Consider the following 16773-nt stretch of genomic DNA (forward strand, 5'->3'; position numbering starts at 1 on the left):
TCTGAATACTCGGGGGGCCGTTGACGCCCATGCCGTCCCATGCTATCCCAAGAATGCCCATTTAAGGGGGGCTCTTACCCATTTTGGTTAACACCGGGGGGCGGGGGCTGAATGGGCCAAGCGGGGCTAGCGCGGGGCACCCGACCGCGCATGGGGGATAGCAGGGGGGACCACCGGGCCTATGGCCGTTTTCCTGTCCACATACGTCAACAAAGTTGACAGGAAAGGGCGTGTGTCCATCCCGGCACAGTTCAGGCAGTCGCTTGCCAAGACGTCGGCTCCCAGCACCGTCTACCTCTGGCCTTCGCTGAACCACCAGGCGCTGGAAGGCGCCGACCAGGACTATCTCGACGTCCTCTCCGAGAGCCTCGAATCCCCCGACCTCGATGCCGACGAGCGCGACATGATCGAGACCTTCATCTTCGGAAAGCTGATCCCCGTCTCCTCCGACGCCGAAGGCCGCATCGTCCTGCCCAAGGAGCTGGCGGAGTTCGCCGGCATCACCGAGGAGGCCGCCTTCATCGGCCGCCGCAAGACCTTCCAGATCTGGGAACCCGACGCGCTGAAGGCCCACGAGGCCGCGCTTCGCGAGCAGGTCGTGCGCAAGGACATCTCCCTCAGCCAGATCGTCGCCAAGGCCTCCCGCGGCGCCGCCAGCCGGAGCGGGGAGGGCGCATGATGGCCGACACCCGCATCCACATTCCCGTCCTGCTGGACGAGGTGATCGCCGCGCTGTCCCCGCGCGACGGCGGTCTCTATGTCGACGGCACCTTCGGCGCCGGCGGCTACAGCCGCGCCCTGCTGCGGTCGGTCTCCTGCCGCGTGATCGGCATCGACCGCGACCCCGCGGCGATCGAGCGCGGCCGCGTCCTGGCACAGGAATTCCCCGGCCGGCTCGAGGTGATCGAGGGCCGTTTCGGCGATATGGACAGGCTGCTGGCGGACCATGGCGTCGACAAGGTCGACGGCGTGGCGCTCGACGTCGGCGTCTCCTCTCCCCAGATCGACGAGCCGGAGCGCGGTTTCTCCTTCCGCTTCGACGGCCCGCTCGACATGCGGATGGGACGGGATGGGCCGACCGCCGCCGACGTGGTCAACAGCGCCGACGAGGCGGAACTGGCCGACATCATCTACCACCTGGGCGAGGAACGGATGGCGCGCCGCGTCGCCCGCGCCATCGTCGCCGCCCGCCGCGATGCGCCGATCGAGCGCACGGGTCGGCTGGCCGACATCATCCGCTCGGTGGTGCCGAAGGGGAAGGGCGACGGGATCGACCCGGCCACCCGGACCTTCCAGGCCCTGCGCATCCATGTGAACGACGAATTGGGCGAGTTGCGGCGCGGCCTGTCCGCCGCCGAGTCGCTGCTGGCGCCCGGCGGACGTCTGGCCGTCGTTTCCTTCCATTCGCTGGAGGACCGCGAGGTCAAGGCGTTCCTGCGGGAACGGTCGTCGCCGCCGCCCTCCCCGTCCCGCCATACGCCCGTGACCGCGGTCGCGGCGCATCACCCATCCTTCCGCCTGCTCTCCCGGAAACCCGTGGACCCGAGCGAGGCCGAAGCCCGCAACAACCCCCGCGCCCGGTCCGCCCGGCTGCGCGCGGCTGAACGTACCGAGGCGCCCGCGTTCCCGGCGCCCGGCAAGGAGGCAGCATGAAAGGCAAGACCTGGCTGTTCTGGGGCGGCCTGATCGCGGCCGCCGGTGGCGTGCTGTTCCAGACCAGCTACGACGTCCAGGATCTTGAGGAGAAGCTCGCCGGGCTGAACCGCAAGATCATTCAGGAACAGGAGTCCATCCAGATCCTGAAGGCCGAGTGGAGCTACCTGAACGACCCCACCAAGCTGGAACAGATGGCGCAGGCCTATCTGGCGCTGCAGCCCAGCGAACCGCGCCAGTACATGGCGATGGACATGATCCCCATGCGTCCGGGCGACGCCGTCCAGCCGCCTGCCCAGATCGGTCCCGCCCAGACCAATCCCGCCCCGCTGCCGCCGATGGTGCGCGCGCCCGGCACCGGCGCCCCGCAGGTCGCTACCGCCCGCATCCCCGCCGCTCCCAACAACAGCGGCGCCGGCGGTATCGTTCCGGTCAGCATGCCGGCCGGTGCGGCCCTGGCGAAGCCGCTGCCGATGGACAAGGCGCTGGAACGCGCGCCGGTCGTCGTGCCCGCCTCCCTGCCCTCCTCCGGCGGTCTCGCCGACCCGTCGCGCGCCACCCGGATCAAGCCCTCCGCCCTGGTGCCCGGCTCCGCCCGCGCGCCGGCCGAGAAGGCGCCCGACCGCGCCGCCGGCAAGCTGGCGCCCAACGCGCCGACCTCGCGCCCGACCGAACTGGCGGCACGCCCGACACCGCCGGCACCGGCGCCCAAGGCTGCCGCTCCTGCGGCCCAGCAACCCTACCAGCCCAAGCCGACCGACAGCCTCGGGCTGCTCGTTGCGCGCCTGGGGGCCAATCGATGAACGGTCACGACCACGGCGGTTCGGCCGGCTACGGCCAGCCCGGCGCCAGCACCGGCAGCACCTACGTGCCGCCGCCGGCGCCCTCGCCCTTTCCTCCGTCGCCCCAGCAGCAGTCCGCCAAGCCGCGGACCTCGCTGGCGGTTGCGCTGGAACAGAGCCGTTACCGCCTGATGGTGACGGCTGCCGTGGTCACGACCGTCTTCACCGCGATCAGCGTCAAGCTGGCGATGGCCACCATGTTCGCGGGCGGCGGCGAGCCGCGCCAGCATGTGGCGCTGGAGGTGGACAACACCACCACCAACCGTGCCGATATCCTCGACCGCAATGGCAACCTGCTGGCGACCTCGCTGGTCACCCAGTCGCTCTATGCCGACCCCAAGCTGGTGTCGCGCCCGGAAGAGGCGGCGCAGAAGCTGGTCAGCGTCCTGCCGGAGCTTGATTACAAGGAAGTCCTGGGCAAGCTGGTCGGCGACCGCCGGTTCGTCTGGCTGAAGCGCAACCTGACGCCGAAGCAGCAGGCCGCCGTCCATCGGCTCGGCATTCCCGGCATCGCCTTCGAGCGGGAGGAGCGCCGCTTCTACCCCGCCGGCCCGCTGACCTCCCATGTCGTCGGCTTCACCGGCATCGACAACAACGGCCTTGCCGGCATGGAGCAGGGCTTCAACAAGCGGCTGACCGAGGATCCGGGAACGCCGCTGCAGCTCTCTATCGACCTGCGGTTGCAGCATGTCCTGAAGAAGGAACTGGCCGCCACGGTGCAGGAGTTCAGCGCCATCGGCGCCGCCGGCATCGTCTTCGACGTGCGCAACGGCGAAGTGCTGGCGATGGTTTCGCTGCCCGATTTCGACCCGCAGGACCCGACCGGCCTGAACCCCGACACGCTGTTCAACCGGGCGACCCTCGGCGTCTACGAGATGGGATCGACCTTCAAGATCTTCAACTCCGCGTTGGCCTTCGACAGCGGCAAGATCCGGGTGTCGGACATGTTCGACGCGGCCCACCCGATCAAGATCGGCCGCTTCACCATCAACGACTACCACAACCTGCACCGCGCCCTGACAGTGGCGGAAGTGTTCCAGCACTCCTCCAACCTCGGTTCCGTGCGGATGGTGCAGCAGGTGGGCGTGGCGGCGCAGAAGGCCTTCATGACCAAGATGGGCTTCACCAAGCCCACCGGTCTGGAGTTGCCGGAAAGCGGCTGGCCGCTGGTGCCGAATCCGTGGCGCGAGGTCAACAGCTACACCATCTCCTTCGGCCATGGCATCTCGGTCAGCCCGATGCACACGGTGGCCGCCGCGGCGTCCGTCATCAACGGCGGCCTCTTCCACAAGCCGACGCTGCTGAAGCGCAAGGCGGGCGACGAGATCCCGACCGATCAGGTGGTGTCGCGCTCTACCTCCGACATGATGCGGCGCATGTTCCGCTTCGTGGTCACCGAAGGAACCGGCAAGTCGGCGGAAGTCAAGGGCTATGTCGTCGGTGGAAAAACCGGCACCGCCGACAAGCAGAAGGGGCGGCATTACCAGAAGAACTCGCGCATGTCGTCGTTCCTGGGCGCCTTCCCGATGAACGATCCGCGCTACATCGTCTATGTGCTGGTGGACGAGCCCAAGGCCACGGCCAAGACCTACGGCTACGCCACCGGCGGCTGGGTCGCCGCCCCGGCGGTTGGCCGCATCGTCAAGCAGATCGGCCCGCTGCTGAACGTGCCGATGGTGGACGAGAACGCGCCGGAAATCCTCAACTCCACCTTCCTGAACGCCGCCGGTTCCACCAACTGGCAGCAGACCATGCCCTCCGTCACCGCTCCACCCCCGTCGAAGGGAAGCACCGTTGCGTCTTTCCCAACTCAGACCAAACCGCGCTGACGCCACCGTCGGCGCCGCCGATCCCGACATCGCCGGGCTGACCGCCGACAGCCGCGCGGTCAGGCCCGGCTTTGTCTTTGCCGCCCTGCCCGGCGTGAAGGCCGACGGGCGCGCCTTCATCGCCGACGCGATCGCCAAGGGCGCCGTCGCCGTGCTGGCGCCCGAGGGCACCGAACTGCCCGCCGCCTCCGCCGCCGTCCTGCTGACCGACCCGCAACCACGCCTCGCCTTCGCGCGCATGGCCGCCGCCTTCCATGGCGGGCGCCAGCCGGAGACGGTGGTGGCGGTGACCGGCACCAACGGCAAGACCTCCACCGTCCAGTTCGCCGCGCAGATCTGGACCCGGCTCGGCCTGCCCGCCGGCAGCCTGGGCACGCTGGGTCTGCTCGGCCCCGGCCTGCACGGTTATGGCGGGATGACGACTCCGGACCCGGAGTCGCTGCACCGCGACCTCGCCGCCGCCAAGGATGCCGGCATCGACCATCTGGCGATGGAGGCGTCGAGCCACGGGCTGGAGCAGTTCCGGCTGGACGGCGTGGCGATCAAGGCCGCCGGCTTCACCAACCTGACGCTGGACCATCTGGACTATCACGGCACCATGGAGGCGTACCGCGACGCCAAGGCGATGCTGTTCGACCGGGTCCTGCCGCCGGGCGCCGTCGCGGTGCTGAACGCCGACTCTCCGGAATTTCAACATTTTGCCACCATTTGTAACCACCGTGGTCACCGCGTCCTGTCCTATGGTCTGGCCGGCGTCGAGCTTCGGGTGACCGGGGTGGAGCCGCTGGCCCATGGCCAGCGCCTCGCCCTGTCCGTGCTCGGCCGCGACGTGACGGTGGACCTGCCGCTGGCGGGTCGTTTCCAGGCCTGGAACGTGCTCTGCGCGCTGGGTCTGGTGATCGGATCAGGCGGCGACGCCGAGCGGGCGCTCGCCGCCCTTCCCTCGCTGGAAGGTGTGCCGGGCCGGCTGCAGCATGTCGCGACCCACCCCAACGGGGCGACGGTCTACGTCGATTACGCCCATACGCCCGACGCGCTGGAAACGGTGCTGCGGGCGCTGAAGCCGCATGCCGTGCGCCATCTGGTGACGGTGTTCGGCTGCGGCGGCGACCGCGACCGCAGCAAGCGGCCGGTGATGGGGGCGCTGGCGGCCAGGCTGGCCGACCGCGCCATCGTCACCGACGACAACCCGCGCACCGAGGATCCCGCCTTCGTGCGGAGCCAGGTGCTGGCCGGCGCCACCGGCGAACTGGCCGGACGGCTGGAGGAGATCGGCGACCGGGCGGAGGCGATCCGCACCGCGGTGCGGCAGCTTCAGCCCGGCGACGTGCTGGTCATCGCCGGCAAGGGCCATGAACAGGGACAAACGATCGGCACCGAGGTGCGTCCGTTCGACGATGCGGACGAGGCCCGGAAAGCCGTAGCGGAGATTGGAGCATGAGCGGGGAGATGACGGACAAGACGGTCCTCTGGACTGCGGAGGACGCGGCGGCCGCCACCGGCGGGCGTCTGGCCGGCCCGTCCGCCTGGACCGCCACCGGCGTCACCATCGACAGCCGCAAGGTGGCGCCGGGCGACCTGTTCGTGGCCATTCGCGGACCGAATTTCGACGGGCACGCCTTCGTCGGCGCCGCACTCGCCGCCGGGGCCGCCGCGGCGCTGGTCGATCATCTGCCGGATGGCTTGCCGGCGGACGCGCCGCTGCTGATCGTCCCGGTCGACACGCTGGAGGCGATGGCGGCGCTGGGCAAGGTCGCGCGGGCGCGTTGCGGCGCGCGCTTCGTCGGCGTCACCGGCTCGGTCGGCAAGACCGGCACCAAGGAGACCCTGCGCCACGTCCTGTCGGCGCAAGGGTCGACCTATGCCACCGAAGGCAGCCTGAACAACCATTGGGGCGTGCCGCTGTCGCTCGCCCGCCTGCCCGCCGACTGCGCCTATGGCGTGTTCGAGCTGGGCATGAACCACGCCGGCGAACTCGGCCCCCTGTCCCGGCAGGTCAAGCCGCATGTCGCCATCATCACCACGGTCGAGGCGGCGCATCTGGAATTCTTCTCCGGCGTCGAGGCCATCGCCGACGCCAAGGCCGAGATCTTCGAAGGACTGGACGCGGACGGCGTCGCCGTGCTGAACCGCGACAACGGGCAATATGCCCGGCTGGCCGCCGCCGCGCGCCGCCACGGCCTGACCGACATCTGGAGCTTCGGCGCCCATGAGGAGGCCGACGCCCGGCTGGTCGACTGTTCGCTGCACGCCACCTGCAGCGCGGTGACCGCGGTCATCCGCGGCGAGCGGCTGCAATACTGCCTGTCGCTGCCGGGCAAGCACTGGGTGATGAACAGCCTGGCGGTGCTGCTGGCGGTGAAGGCGCTGGGCGCCGACGTTGCCGCCGCCGCCCGTTCCCTGTCCAGCCTGCAGCCGGTCAAGGGCCGCGGCACCCGCAAGCGCATCCAGCTGCCGCAGGGCGCCTTCACCCTGATCGACGAGAGCTACAACGCCAGTCCGGCCGCGATGACGGCGACGCTGGAGGTGCTGGGCAAGATCGACCCAGGCGCCGGCGGCCGGCGCATCGCCGTGCTGGGCGACATGCGCGAACTGGGCGACCGCGCCGACGCGCTGCACATCGCGCTGGCCGAGCCGCTGCGCGCCGCGCAGGTGGACGCCGTCTACGCCTGCGGCCCGCACATGAAGGCGCTGTTCGACCGCCTGCCGGCGACGATGCGCGGCGCCTGGACGGAGACCAGCGTGGAGTTGGCCCCCATCGTGACCGGAACCGTAAAAGGCGGCGACGTTATCATGGTCAAGGGGTCCTTGGGCAGTCGTACAGGTCTGATCGTCGATGCGCTCGCGGCACTCGACAGCGGACGCGAAAGCGAGGACAAAGCCGCCTCCCGAACCACCAACCAGCCACTGGCGGCGGCGCAGTCCGCGCAGGCGCCGCGAGGCTGACGGACCCAAATGCTCTACAACCTCCTCTTCGGTCTGGCCGACGTCTTCACGCCGTTCAACCTGTTCCGGTATCTGACCTTCCGGACCGGCGGCGCCGTGCTGACGTCGCTGGTCATCAGCTTCGTCTTCTTTCCGCGCCTGATCGCCTGGCTGAAGCGCAAGCAGGGCGAAGGCCAGCCCATCCGCGCCGACGGCCCGGAGACCCATTTCAAGAAGAAGGGCACGCCCACCATGGGCGGCCTGATGATCCTGATCGCGATGACGGTCAGCACCCTGCTGTGGGCCGACCTGACCAACGCCTACATCTGGATCGTCCTGCTGGTGACCATCGGCTACGGCCTGATCGGCTTCGGCGACGATTACCTGAAACTGACCAAGCGCAACACCAAGGGCCTGTCCGGCCGTTTCCGCCTGGGTTGGGAGATCGCCATCGGGCTGGTCGCGTCGGCGCTCATCATGTGGGTGTCGGCCCCGCCGCTGTCGGGCGGCGTCGCGGTCCCCTTCGTCAAGGATTTCCTGATCCAGCTGTCCTGGTTCTTCGTGCCCTTCGGCGCCTTCATCATGGTAGGCGCATCGAACTCGGTGAACCTGACCGACGGTCTGGACGGGCTGGCCATCGTGCCGACGATGATCGCGGCCGGCTGCTTCGCCCTGATCTCCTACCTCTCCGGCAACGCCATCTTCGCCAACTACCTGCAGATCCATCATGTGCCGGGGTCCGGCGAGCTGACGATCTTCTGCGGCGCGCTGATCGGCGCCGGCATCGGCTTCCTCTGGTACAACGCCCCGCCGGCGATGGTCTTCATGGGCGACACCGGGTCGCTGTCGCTGGGCGGTGCGCTGGGTGCGGTCAGCGTGGTGACCAAGCACGAGATCGTGCTCGCCATCATCGGCGGCCTGTTCGTGCTGGAGACGGTGTCGGTGATCGTGCAGGTCGCCTCCTTCAAGCTGACCGGCAAGCGGGTGTTCCGCATGGCCCCGCTGCACCATCACTTCGAGAAAAAAGGCTGGGCCGAACCGACGGTGGTGATCCGCTTCTGGATCATCGCCTCGATCCTGGCGCTGGTCGGCCTGTCCACGCTGAAGCTGCGCTGAGGGGGGACCGGCGATGATCGACCTGTTCTATATGCAGGAACTTCCCGTCGCGGTGATGGGGCTGGGCAAGTCCGGCCTCGCCACCGCCCGCGCGCTGCGCGACAGCGGCGCCGAGGTGCGGGTGTGGGACGACAACCCCGCCTCCCGCGCCGCGGCGGAGGCGGAGGGTTTCGCCGTCGTCGATCTCGCCACCGCCGACCTGTCGGACCTGACCACCATCGTCTGGTCGCCCGGCATCCCCCACACCTTCCCCAAGCCGCATCCGGTGGCCGAGCGTGCCCGCGCGCTGGGGATCGAACTGATCTGCGACATCGAACTGCTGGGCCGGGCGGAGCGCGACTGCGCCTTCATCGGCATCACCGGCACCAACGGCAAATCGACCACCACCACGCTGGTCGGCCACATCCTGGCCGCCGCCGGGCGCAAGGCCGCCGTGGGCGGCAACCTCGGCACGCCGGTGCTGACCTTCGATCCGATCGGATCGGGCAACACCTGCGTCCTGGAGATGTCGAGCTACCAGCTGGAGCTGACCCACTCCATCACCTTCGACATCGCGGTCCTGCTGAACATCACCCCCGACCATCTCGCCCGCCATGGCGGGATGGATGGCTACATCGCCGCGAAAAAGCTGATTTTCCACCGCCAGACCTGGCCGCGCACCGCGGTGATCGGGGTGGACGACGAACATTGCCGGAAGATCCACGCCGACCTCGTCGCCGCCGGCGACCAGCGCGTCTGGCCGATCTCGGCGCAGGGTCCGGTCGCCGGCGGCGTCTATGCCGCCGACGGCTGGCTGGTCGACGACACCGACGGCGAGGCGGTGCGCGTGGCGGAGCTGTCGGCGCTGCCGACCCTGCTGGGCGCCCACAACTGGCAGAATGCCGCCGCCGCCTTCGCCACCTGCAAGGCCGCCGGCCTGCCGGTGCCGGCCATCGTCGCGGCGATGGCGACCTTCCCCGGCCTCGCCCACCGTCAGCAGCTGGTCGGCACGCTCGACGGCGTGCGCTTCGTCAACGACAGCAAGGCGACCAATGCCGACGCCACGGAAAAGGCGCTGGCGACCTTCGACCCGATCTACTGGATCCTGGGCGGACAGGCCAAGGACACCGGGCTGAACGGGCTGGAGGGCTATATGGGCCGCGTGCGCCACGCCTTCCTGATCGGCGAGGCGCAAGAACAATTCGCCGCATGGCTCGATGCGCAGGGCGTTGGTTATACCCGCTGCGGAACGCTGGATGTCGCGACCGCGAAGGCGGCCGGGATGGCGCTGGCGGAGCGGCTGGAGGGCTCTTGCGTGCTGCTGTCGCCGGCCTGCGCCTCGTGGGACCAGTTCGCCAATTTCGAGAAGCGCGGCGACGCCTTCGCGGCCTATGTCGCGGGCATCATCGACGCGCATGGGAACACCGGGGACGGCACCAGCGGAGGCGTTGCATGATCACCTTCGACCGCACCGATCAGTCGATCTTCGGCCGCTGGTGGTGGACCGTCGACCGTTGGCAGTTGGGCGCCGTCGCCCTGCTGATGTTCCTCGGCACCGTCCTCATCACCGCGGCCAGCCCGCCGGTGGCCGAGCGCATCGGCATCCAGGACACCTTCTATTTCGTCGAACGCCACGTGATGATGCTGATCCCGGCGATCATCATCATGATCGGGGTCTCGCTGCTCAGCCCGCGCGGCGTGCGGCGGGTGGCGCTGGGGGTGTTCCTGATTTCGGTGGCGCTGGTCTACGCCACGCTGGTGGTCGGCGTGGAGATCAAGGGCGCCCGCCGCTGGATCCATGTTCCCGGCCTGTCGATCCAGCCGTCCGAGTTCATCAAGCCGGCCTTCGCCGTGGTCGCGGCCTGGCTGTTCTCGCTGTCGCGCACCAATCCGGGCTTCCCCGGCGCGTTGGTGTCGATGGTGCTGTACGGCGTCACCATGGTTGGGCTGATCCTGCAGCCCGACCTCGGCATGACCTTCGTCGTCTCCGCCGTCTGGTTCACCCAATTCTTCCTGGCCGGACTGAACCTCGTGCTGGTGATGGGGCTCGGCGGGCTGGGTGTCGTCGGGCTGGTCGGTGCCTATTACACGCTGCCGCACGTCACCAGCCGCATCGACCGCTTCCTCGACCCGCATGCCGGCGACAATTATCAGGTCAACCGCTCGCTGGAGGCCTTCGCCAACGGCGGCCTGATGGGAACCGGCCCCGGCCAGGGCACGGTGAAGTTCTATCTCCCCGACAGCCACGCCGACTTCATCTTCGCGGTCGCCGGGGAAGAACTGGGGCTGATTTTCTGCTTAGGCCTGGTGACGCTGTTCGCCTTTGTCGTTCTGCGTGGATTCGCCCGCATCTTCAACGACAACAACTACTTCGTCCTGCTCGCCGCCGCCGGTCTTCTGATCCAGTTCGGGCTTCAGGCGGCGATCAACATGGGTTCGTCCTTGCATCTTATGCCGACCAAGGGCATGACCCTGCCGTTCATCTCATACGGCGGCTCCTCGCTGCTCGCTCTCGGGTTCGGCATGGGCATGGTATTGGCTTTGACACGCAAACGCTTCGGCCCCCTGGAATGAGGAGGCCGACGGACTTGGGCGCGACGACCTACGACGCGAGCGCCAACAAGGTGATCGTGCTGGCGGCGGGCGGCACCGGCGGACACATGTTCCCGGCCGAAGCCCTGGCGCGCGAGTTGCTGTCGCGTGGCCGCGCCGTGACCCTGGTCACCGACAAGCGCGGCCACGCCTTCGGCGAGAATCTGCCGGAGGTGCCGGTCCACCGCATCCGCGCCGCCTCGCCCGGCGCCGGCATCGTCGGCAAGCTGAAGGCCGCCCTGCAGATGGGGCTGGGCCTGCTGGAGGCGCGGGCGCTGATGCGCCGGCTCGATCCCGCCGCGGTCGTCGGCTTCGGCGGCTACCCGTCCGTGCCCACCGTCTATGCCGCCATCCAGTCGAAGCTGCCGGCCCTGCTGCACGAACAGAACGCCGTTCTGGGCCGCGCCAACCGGATGCTGGTCGCCGGGGCCAGCCGCATCGCCGTCGCCTTTTCCGACATCGAGAAGCTGAGCGAGGCGCAGCGCGCCAAGATCGTCCGCACCGGCAACCCGGTGCGCCCGCAGGTCGCCGCCCGCCGCCTTTCGCCCTATGAGGCGCCCGGCGCCACCGGCCCGATCCGGCTGCTGGTGATGGGCGGCAGCCAGGGCGCCCGCGTCTTTTCCGAGGTGATCCCGGCGGCGCTCGCCCTGCTGCCGGAGGTGATGCGCGCCCGCATCCATCTGGCGCAGCAATGCCGCCCGGAAGACCTGGAAGCCGCCCGCGACGCGCTGGAGCCGCTGGGCCTCGCCCGGCTGGAGTTGCAGACCTTCTTCCGCGACGTGCCGGAGCGGCTGGCCGCCTGTCACCTTGCCGTCACCCGCGCCGGCGCCTCCACCATCGCCGAACTGACCTGCGTCGGCCGTCCGGCGATCCTGGTGCCGTACCCGCACGCCACCGACGACCACCAGACCGCCAACGCCCGCCATCTGGCCGAGGCCGGCGCCGCCTGGCTGGTGCCGCAGCCCTCCTTCACCGCCCAGGCGCTGGCCGGGCGGCTGTCCTCCCTGCTGGCCGACCCGCAGGCGCTCGCCGCGTCGGCGCGGGCCGCACACGACTGGGGCACCGCCGACGCCGCCACCGCACTGGCAGACGCCGTGCTGGCGATGCTGGACGGTGGCCCGGCCACCCGCGCCAATTCCTACAACGCCGACCCAAACCTGACTGACCACGACCAATCCCACAACGCCCGGCGGTCCGCCGCCGGCGCCAGCGCCAAGGGGGCCGCGGAATGATCAAAGCCAGGGCTCTGACCCGACCGACTCCCCGTCCGCTGCAGGATTGGCCGGCGGACATGACGCGGACCGAGGGTGGCTGGTACAACCGTCCGGGCTGTCCGCTGGTGCCGCGCTTCCTCGCCGAAGGCGGCTTCCTGCGTGACCGCCTGTCGATGATCCACGGATCGCAACCCCTCCCCGACGACCTGTCCGATGCGGCGGTCGACGCCACCCTTCGCCTGATGCTTCGCCGCGGAAAGTAAGCCTGACATGCGCGCCCTCCCCCTCTCGATCGGCACCATCCACTTCGTCGGCATCGGCGGCATCGGCATGAGCGGCATCGCCGAGGTGCTGCGGAACCTGGGCTATACCGTCCAGGGCTCCGACCTTGCCGAGAACGCCAACGTCAAGCGCCTGCGCGAACTGGGCATCAAGGTGTTCGTCGGCCATCGCGGCGAGAACATCGCCGGGGCCGCCGTTGTCGTCGTCTCCTCCGCCGTCAAGCGCGACAATCCGGAGGTGGTGGCCGCCCGCGCCGCCTTGGTGCCGGTGGTCCGCCGCGCCGAGATGCTGGGCGAGCTGATGCGCCTGAAATGGGCCATCGCCATCGGCGGCACCCATGGCAAGACCACGACCACCTCGATGGTCGGCCATATGCTGGAGCATGCCAACCTCGACCCCACCGTCATCAACGGCGGCATCATCAACGCCTACGGCTCCAACACCCGGCTCGGCACCGGCGACTGGATGGTGGTGGAGGCGGACGAGAGCGACGGCACCTTCGTGAAGCTGCCGGCCTGCATCGCCGTCGTCACCAACATGGATCCGGAGCATCTGGACTTCTACGGCACCTTCGACAACGCGCGGGCCGCCTTCGACAGCTTCGTCCAGAACATCCCCTTCTACGGCTTCGCCGCGCTCTGCATCGACCATCCCGAGGTGCAGGCGATGATCCCCCGCGTGTCGGACCGCCGCATCGTCACCTACGGCTTCTCGCCGCAGGCCGACATCCGCGCGGTGAACGTGGAGCTGGGTCCGGACGGCGCCAAGTACGACGTGCTGATCTACGACCGCCACACCGGCGAGAGCCGCGCCATCGCCGGCGTGCGCCTGCCGATGTACGGGCCGCACAACGTCCAGAACTCGCTGGCCTGCTTCGCGGTCGGCAACGAGATGGGGCTGCCCGACGTGGTGATGCGCGACAGCATGGCCAAGTTCCAGGGCGTGAAGCGCCGCTTCACCAAGACCGGCGAGGCCAACGGCATCACCGTCATCGACGATTACGGCCACCACCCGGTGGAGATCGCGGCGGTGCTGAAGGCCGCGCGCACCGCCGGCACCGGCCGCACCATCGCCGTGGTCCAGCCGCACCGCTATTCCCGCCTCGCCGCCCTGTTCGAGGAGTTCTGCACCTGCTTCAACGACGCCGACGCCGTGATCGTCGCCGACGTCTATGCCGCCGGTGAGGCGCCGATCGAGGGCGTCAGCCGCGACAGCCTGGTGGAAGGCCTGCGCATGCACGGCCACCGCCATGTCGTGGCCCTGCAGAACCCGCAGGAACTGGCGCAGGTCGTGCGCGAGATGGCGCGGCCCGGCGACTTCGTCGTCTGCCTGGGTGCCGGCAACATCACCCAGTGGGCGAACGCCCTGCCGGGCGAGCTGTCGTCGCTCTACGGCGCCGCGCGATGACGGCGGCCCCCCGCATGAGCCCGGCAGACGGCCATTTGCCCGACGGCCACCTGATCGAACGGATGCCCGCGGTGCGCGGCCGGCTGACCGCCGACGCTTCGCTGGCGCCGGTGACGTGGTTCCGCGTCGGCGGCCCGGCCGAGGTGATGTTCCGTCCGGCCGACGCCGACGACCTTGCCGACTTCCTGGCTGCCCTGCCGGCCGAGGTGCCGGTGACGGTGATCGGCGTCGCCTCCAACCTGCTGGTGCGGGACGGCGGCGTGCCGGGCGTCACCATCCGGCTCGGCCGCGGTTTCACCGACATCCTGGCGGATGGGATGACGCTGACCGCCGGTGCGGCGGCGCTCGACCTCAACGTCGCGATGGTCGCCCGCGATGCCGGGATCGAGGGGCTGGAGTTCCTGTCGGGCATTCCCGGCACCATCGGCGGCGCGCTGCGCATGAACGGCGGCGCCTATGGCCGCGAGCTTGCCGACGTGCTGGTCTCCGCCACCGCGGTGGCGCGCGACGGCCGGCGGCTGGAGTTCAGCCATGCCGGCATGGGCTTCACCTACCGCCACAGCGCGGCGCCGGAAGACTGCATCTTCACCGGCGCGGTGCTGCGCGGCGAGCCCGGCAACCCGCTGGAGATCGCGCGGCGGATGGCCGAGATCTCAGACAAGCGCGCCGACAGCCAGCCGGTCCGCTCCCGCACCGGCGGTTCGACCTTCAAGAACCCCGACGGCTATAAGGCGTGGGAGCTGATCGACCGGGCCGGCTGCCGCGGCCTGTCCATCGGCGACGCGCAGGTGTCGGAAAAGCACTGCAACTTCCTGATCAACAACGGCACGGCAACCGCCGCCCAGCTGGAAGCGCTGGGCGAGGAGGTCCGCCGCCGCGTGTTCGAGACCAGCGGCGTCATGCTGGACTGGGAAATCAAGCGCATCGGCGTTCCCGCCGCCGAAGGAGCCGCCCAATGACCGAAGCCCTGCTCCACGCCCATAAGAAGCATGTCGCCGTCCTGATGGGCGGCTGGTCGGCCGAGCGCGAGGTGTCGCTGGTCAGCGGGGCCGGCGTCGCCAAGGCGCTGGAGGAGGAAGGCTACCGCGTCACCGCCGTCGACGTGCAGCGCGACCTGGCCGGGCTGATGCATGCCCTGACCAATCCGCGGCCCGACGTGGTGTTCAACGCCCTGCACGGCCGCGGCGGCGAGGACGGGACGATCCAGGGCGTGCTGGAGTTCCTGGGCCTGCCCTACACCCATTCGGGCGTCCAGGCCGCCGCCATCGCCATGGACAAGGCGATGACCAAGCGGGTGCTGGACACCGTCGGCATCCGTTCCCCCAAAGGCATGGTCCTGTCCCGCGGGGAGATCACCGGCGGTACCCACCCCATGCCGGCGCCCTATATCGTCAAGCCTGTGGACGAAGGCTCGACCGTTGGCGTAACCCTGGTCCGCGAGGGGCAGAACAGCCCGGTCGGCGACGACGGTTCGTTCGGGGGGACCTTTGGCGAACGCGTGCTGGTCGAGGAGTTCATCCCCGGTCGCGAACTGACCGTGGGCGTCATGGGTGACCGCGCTTTGGCGGTGACCGAGATCGTCTTTCAGGCTCAGGTCTACGACTACACCGCGAAATACAGCGCCGGCCACGCCGTCCACACCATCCCCGCCGCGGTTCCCGAGGCGGTGGCGGAGGAGGCGAAGCGGCTGGCGGTGCTTGCGCACCACACCCTGGGCTGCCGGGGCGTGTCGCGCAGCGACTTCCGCTGGGATGACAGCCGGCCGGGAACGGACGGTCTGTATTTCCTGGAGATCAACAACCAGCCGGGCATGACGCCCCTGTCGCTGGTGCCCGAACAGGCCGCGCATGTGGGGATCACCTACGGCGCGCTGGTCGGCTGGCTCGTGGAGAACGCCGCATGTCAGCTCGCCTGATGGCCAACCCGGATTTCCGCGCCGCCGCAGCCGGTGCGCGCGCCCGGGACGAGATGCCGACCCCGCCGCGCGCCATGGCCGCGTCGGCGCAGAAAGGCAAGCGGCGGCGCGCCTGGCCGCGCTGGACCCGCTCCGCCGTCAAGGCGGCGCTGCTGCTGGTGCCGGTGCTGGGCCTGACCGCCGCCGCCGGTTCCGCCTGGAAGCGCGGCACCCTGGCCGACACGCTGGAGGCGGCGCAGGACAGCGTCGTCCGGCTGACCGGCAACATGGGCTTCCGCCTGTCGGAAATCCTGGTCGTCGGCCGCAGCGAGACGGAGCGCGACGCCGTGCTCGACGCGCTGGGCGTGCGCCGGGGCGAGCCGATCCTGTCGATCGATCTGGCCGATGCCAAGCAGCGGCTGGAGGAGTTGCCCTGGGTGTCGTCGGCCTCGATCGAGCGGCGGCTGCCCGGCTTCCTCTATGTCCAGCTGTCCGAACGCCAGCCGATGGCGATCTGGCAGCATGACCGCCAGTTCACCGTCATCGACCGCGCCGGCCGCCCGCTGGCCGACGCGGCGGAACTGGCCCGCCGCGGCAACCAGCGGATCGAAACGCTGCCGCAGGTCATCGGCGCCAACGCCCCGCAGCAGGTCCACACCCTGCTGTCGGCGCTGGACGGCGCGCCGACCATCGCGCCGATGCTGTCCTCGGCCAGCTGGATCAGCGACCGCCGCTGGAACCTGCAGCTCAGCAACGGCGTGACGGTGAAGCTGCCGGAAGGCACCGCCGACATGCGCCGCGCCCTGCGCCAGCTGGAGCAGATGCAGACGGCCAGCCGGGTGCTGGACCGCGACATCGTCGCCATCGACATGCGCCTGCAGGACCGCGCCGCGATCCAGACCTCCTCCACCGCCCAGCTTCCGGGCTGGGACGACGATACGAAGAAGAAGAACGGCAAGAAATCATAAGGCCGGCCGGCGGCAAGCCCTTGTGGGGAAGCGCTTATCGCCGGCAGACAAGAGTTGAAGGGAAGTCTTGGG

The 16773-nt window shown here is 69.6% G+C and carries 15 protein-coding genes; all 15 read left to right on the forward strand.

Going from position 1 to position 16773, the window contains the following annotated elements; all coding sequences use genetic code 11:
• Positions 1-232: 232 nt before the first annotated feature.
• From FZ029_RS01975 to FZ029_RS02045, 15 genes are read left to right on the forward strand one after another with little or no spacing between them, the layout of a single operon-like run.
• The gene (locus FZ029_RS01975; protein WP_014248340.1) at positions 233-679 is read left to right on the forward strand and encodes an MraZ family transcriptional regulator; all 447 of its coding nucleotides are present in this window, start codon (positions 233-235) and stop codon (positions 677-679) included.
• Positions 679-1653 carry a 16S rRNA (cytosine(1402)-N(4))-methyltransferase RsmH gene (gene rsmH, locus FZ029_RS01980; RefSeq protein WP_211104091.1) on the forward strand — a complete coding sequence of 325 codons (975 nt, stop codon included), beginning with the start codon at positions 679-681 and terminating at the stop codon, positions 1651-1653. Before FZ029_RS01975 ends, rsmH begins: the two co-directional genes overlap by 1 nt.
• Positions 1650-2456, forward strand: a complete 807-nt coding sequence (locus FZ029_RS01985; protein ID WP_149267808.1) for a hypothetical protein — start codon at positions 1650-1652, stop codon at positions 2454-2456. The genes rsmH and FZ029_RS01985 overlap by 4 nt, the downstream gene beginning before the upstream one ends.
• The gene (locus FZ029_RS01990) at positions 2453-4324 is read left to right on the forward strand and encodes a penicillin-binding protein 2 (protein ID WP_149267809.1); all 1872 of its coding nucleotides are present in this window, start codon (positions 2453-2455) and stop codon (positions 4322-4324) included. Before FZ029_RS01985 ends, FZ029_RS01990 begins: the two co-directional genes overlap by 4 nt.
• The gene (locus tag FZ029_RS01995) at positions 4290-5765 is read left to right on the forward strand and encodes a UDP-N-acetylmuramoyl-L-alanyl-D-glutamate--2,6-diaminopimelate ligase (protein ID WP_149267810.1); all 1476 of its coding nucleotides are present in this window, start codon (positions 4290-4292) and stop codon (positions 5763-5765) included. The genes FZ029_RS01990 and FZ029_RS01995 overlap by 35 nt, the downstream gene beginning before the upstream one ends.
• A complete protein-coding gene (locus FZ029_RS02000; RefSeq protein ID WP_247892100.1) occupies positions 5762-7270 on the forward strand; it encodes a UDP-N-acetylmuramoylalanyl-D-glutamyl-2,6-diaminopimelate--D-alanyl-D-alanine ligase in 1509 nt (502 codons plus the stop codon). Before FZ029_RS01995 ends, FZ029_RS02000 begins: the two co-directional genes overlap by 4 nt.
• 9 nt (positions 7271-7279) lie before the next feature.
• The gene (gene mraY / locus FZ029_RS02005; RefSeq protein ID WP_149198232.1) at positions 7280-8365 is read left to right on the forward strand and encodes a phospho-N-acetylmuramoyl-pentapeptide-transferase; all 1086 of its coding nucleotides are present in this window, start codon (positions 7280-7282) and stop codon (positions 8363-8365) included.
• Positions 8366-8378: 13 nt separating this feature from the next.
• Positions 8379-9800: a UDP-N-acetylmuramoyl-L-alanine--D-glutamate ligase gene (murD, locus tag FZ029_RS02010; RefSeq protein WP_149267811.1), complete on the forward strand. Its 1422-nt coding sequence runs from the start codon at positions 8379-8381 to the stop codon at positions 9798-9800.
• On the forward strand, positions 9797-10918 hold the full coding sequence (locus FZ029_RS02015) for a putative peptidoglycan glycosyltransferase FtsW (RefSeq protein WP_149198230.1): 1122 nt from the start codon (positions 9797-9799) through the stop codon (positions 10916-10918). Before murD ends, FZ029_RS02015 begins: the two co-directional genes overlap by 4 nt.
• Complete coding sequence (gene murG / locus FZ029_RS02020; RefSeq protein WP_149267812.1) at positions 10915-12168, forward strand: undecaprenyldiphospho-muramoylpentapeptide beta-N-acetylglucosaminyltransferase; 1254 nt, start codon at positions 10915-10917, stop codon at positions 12166-12168. Before FZ029_RS02015 ends, murG begins: the two co-directional genes overlap by 4 nt.
• A 59-nt stretch (positions 12169-12227) precedes the next feature.
• A complete protein-coding gene (locus FZ029_RS02025) occupies positions 12228-12413 on the forward strand; it encodes a hypothetical protein (protein ID WP_246457781.1) in 186 nt (61 codons plus the stop codon).
• Between the two features lie 7 nt (positions 12414-12420).
• Positions 12421-13839 (forward strand): UDP-N-acetylmuramate--L-alanine ligase, encoded by a 1419-nt coding sequence (murC, locus tag FZ029_RS02030; RefSeq protein WP_149267813.1) that lies wholly within the window; start codon positions 12421-12423, stop codon positions 13837-13839.
• A gap of 14 nt (positions 13840-13853) precedes the next feature.
• Positions 13854-14798 (forward strand): UDP-N-acetylmuramate dehydrogenase, encoded by a 945-nt coding sequence (gene murB, locus FZ029_RS02035; protein ID WP_247892101.1) that lies wholly within the window; start codon positions 13854-13856, stop codon positions 14796-14798.
• Positions 14795-15754: a D-alanine--D-alanine ligase gene (locus tag FZ029_RS02040; protein WP_149267815.1), complete on the forward strand. Its 960-nt coding sequence runs from the start codon at positions 14795-14797 to the stop codon at positions 15752-15754. The genes murB and FZ029_RS02040 overlap by 4 nt, the downstream gene beginning before the upstream one ends.
• Entirely contained in the window at positions 15739-16701 is a 963-nt protein-coding gene (locus tag FZ029_RS02045) for a cell division protein FtsQ/DivIB (RefSeq protein ID WP_149267816.1), read from the forward strand. Before FZ029_RS02040 ends, FZ029_RS02045 begins: the two co-directional genes overlap by 16 nt.
• The last annotated feature ends 72 nt before the right edge of the window (positions 16702-16773 follow it).

Source organism: Azospirillum sp. Sh1, from assembly GCF_008365135.1.
Lineage (GTDB): Bacteria > Pseudomonadota > Alphaproteobacteria > Azospirillales > Azospirillaceae > Azospirillum > Azospirillum oryzae.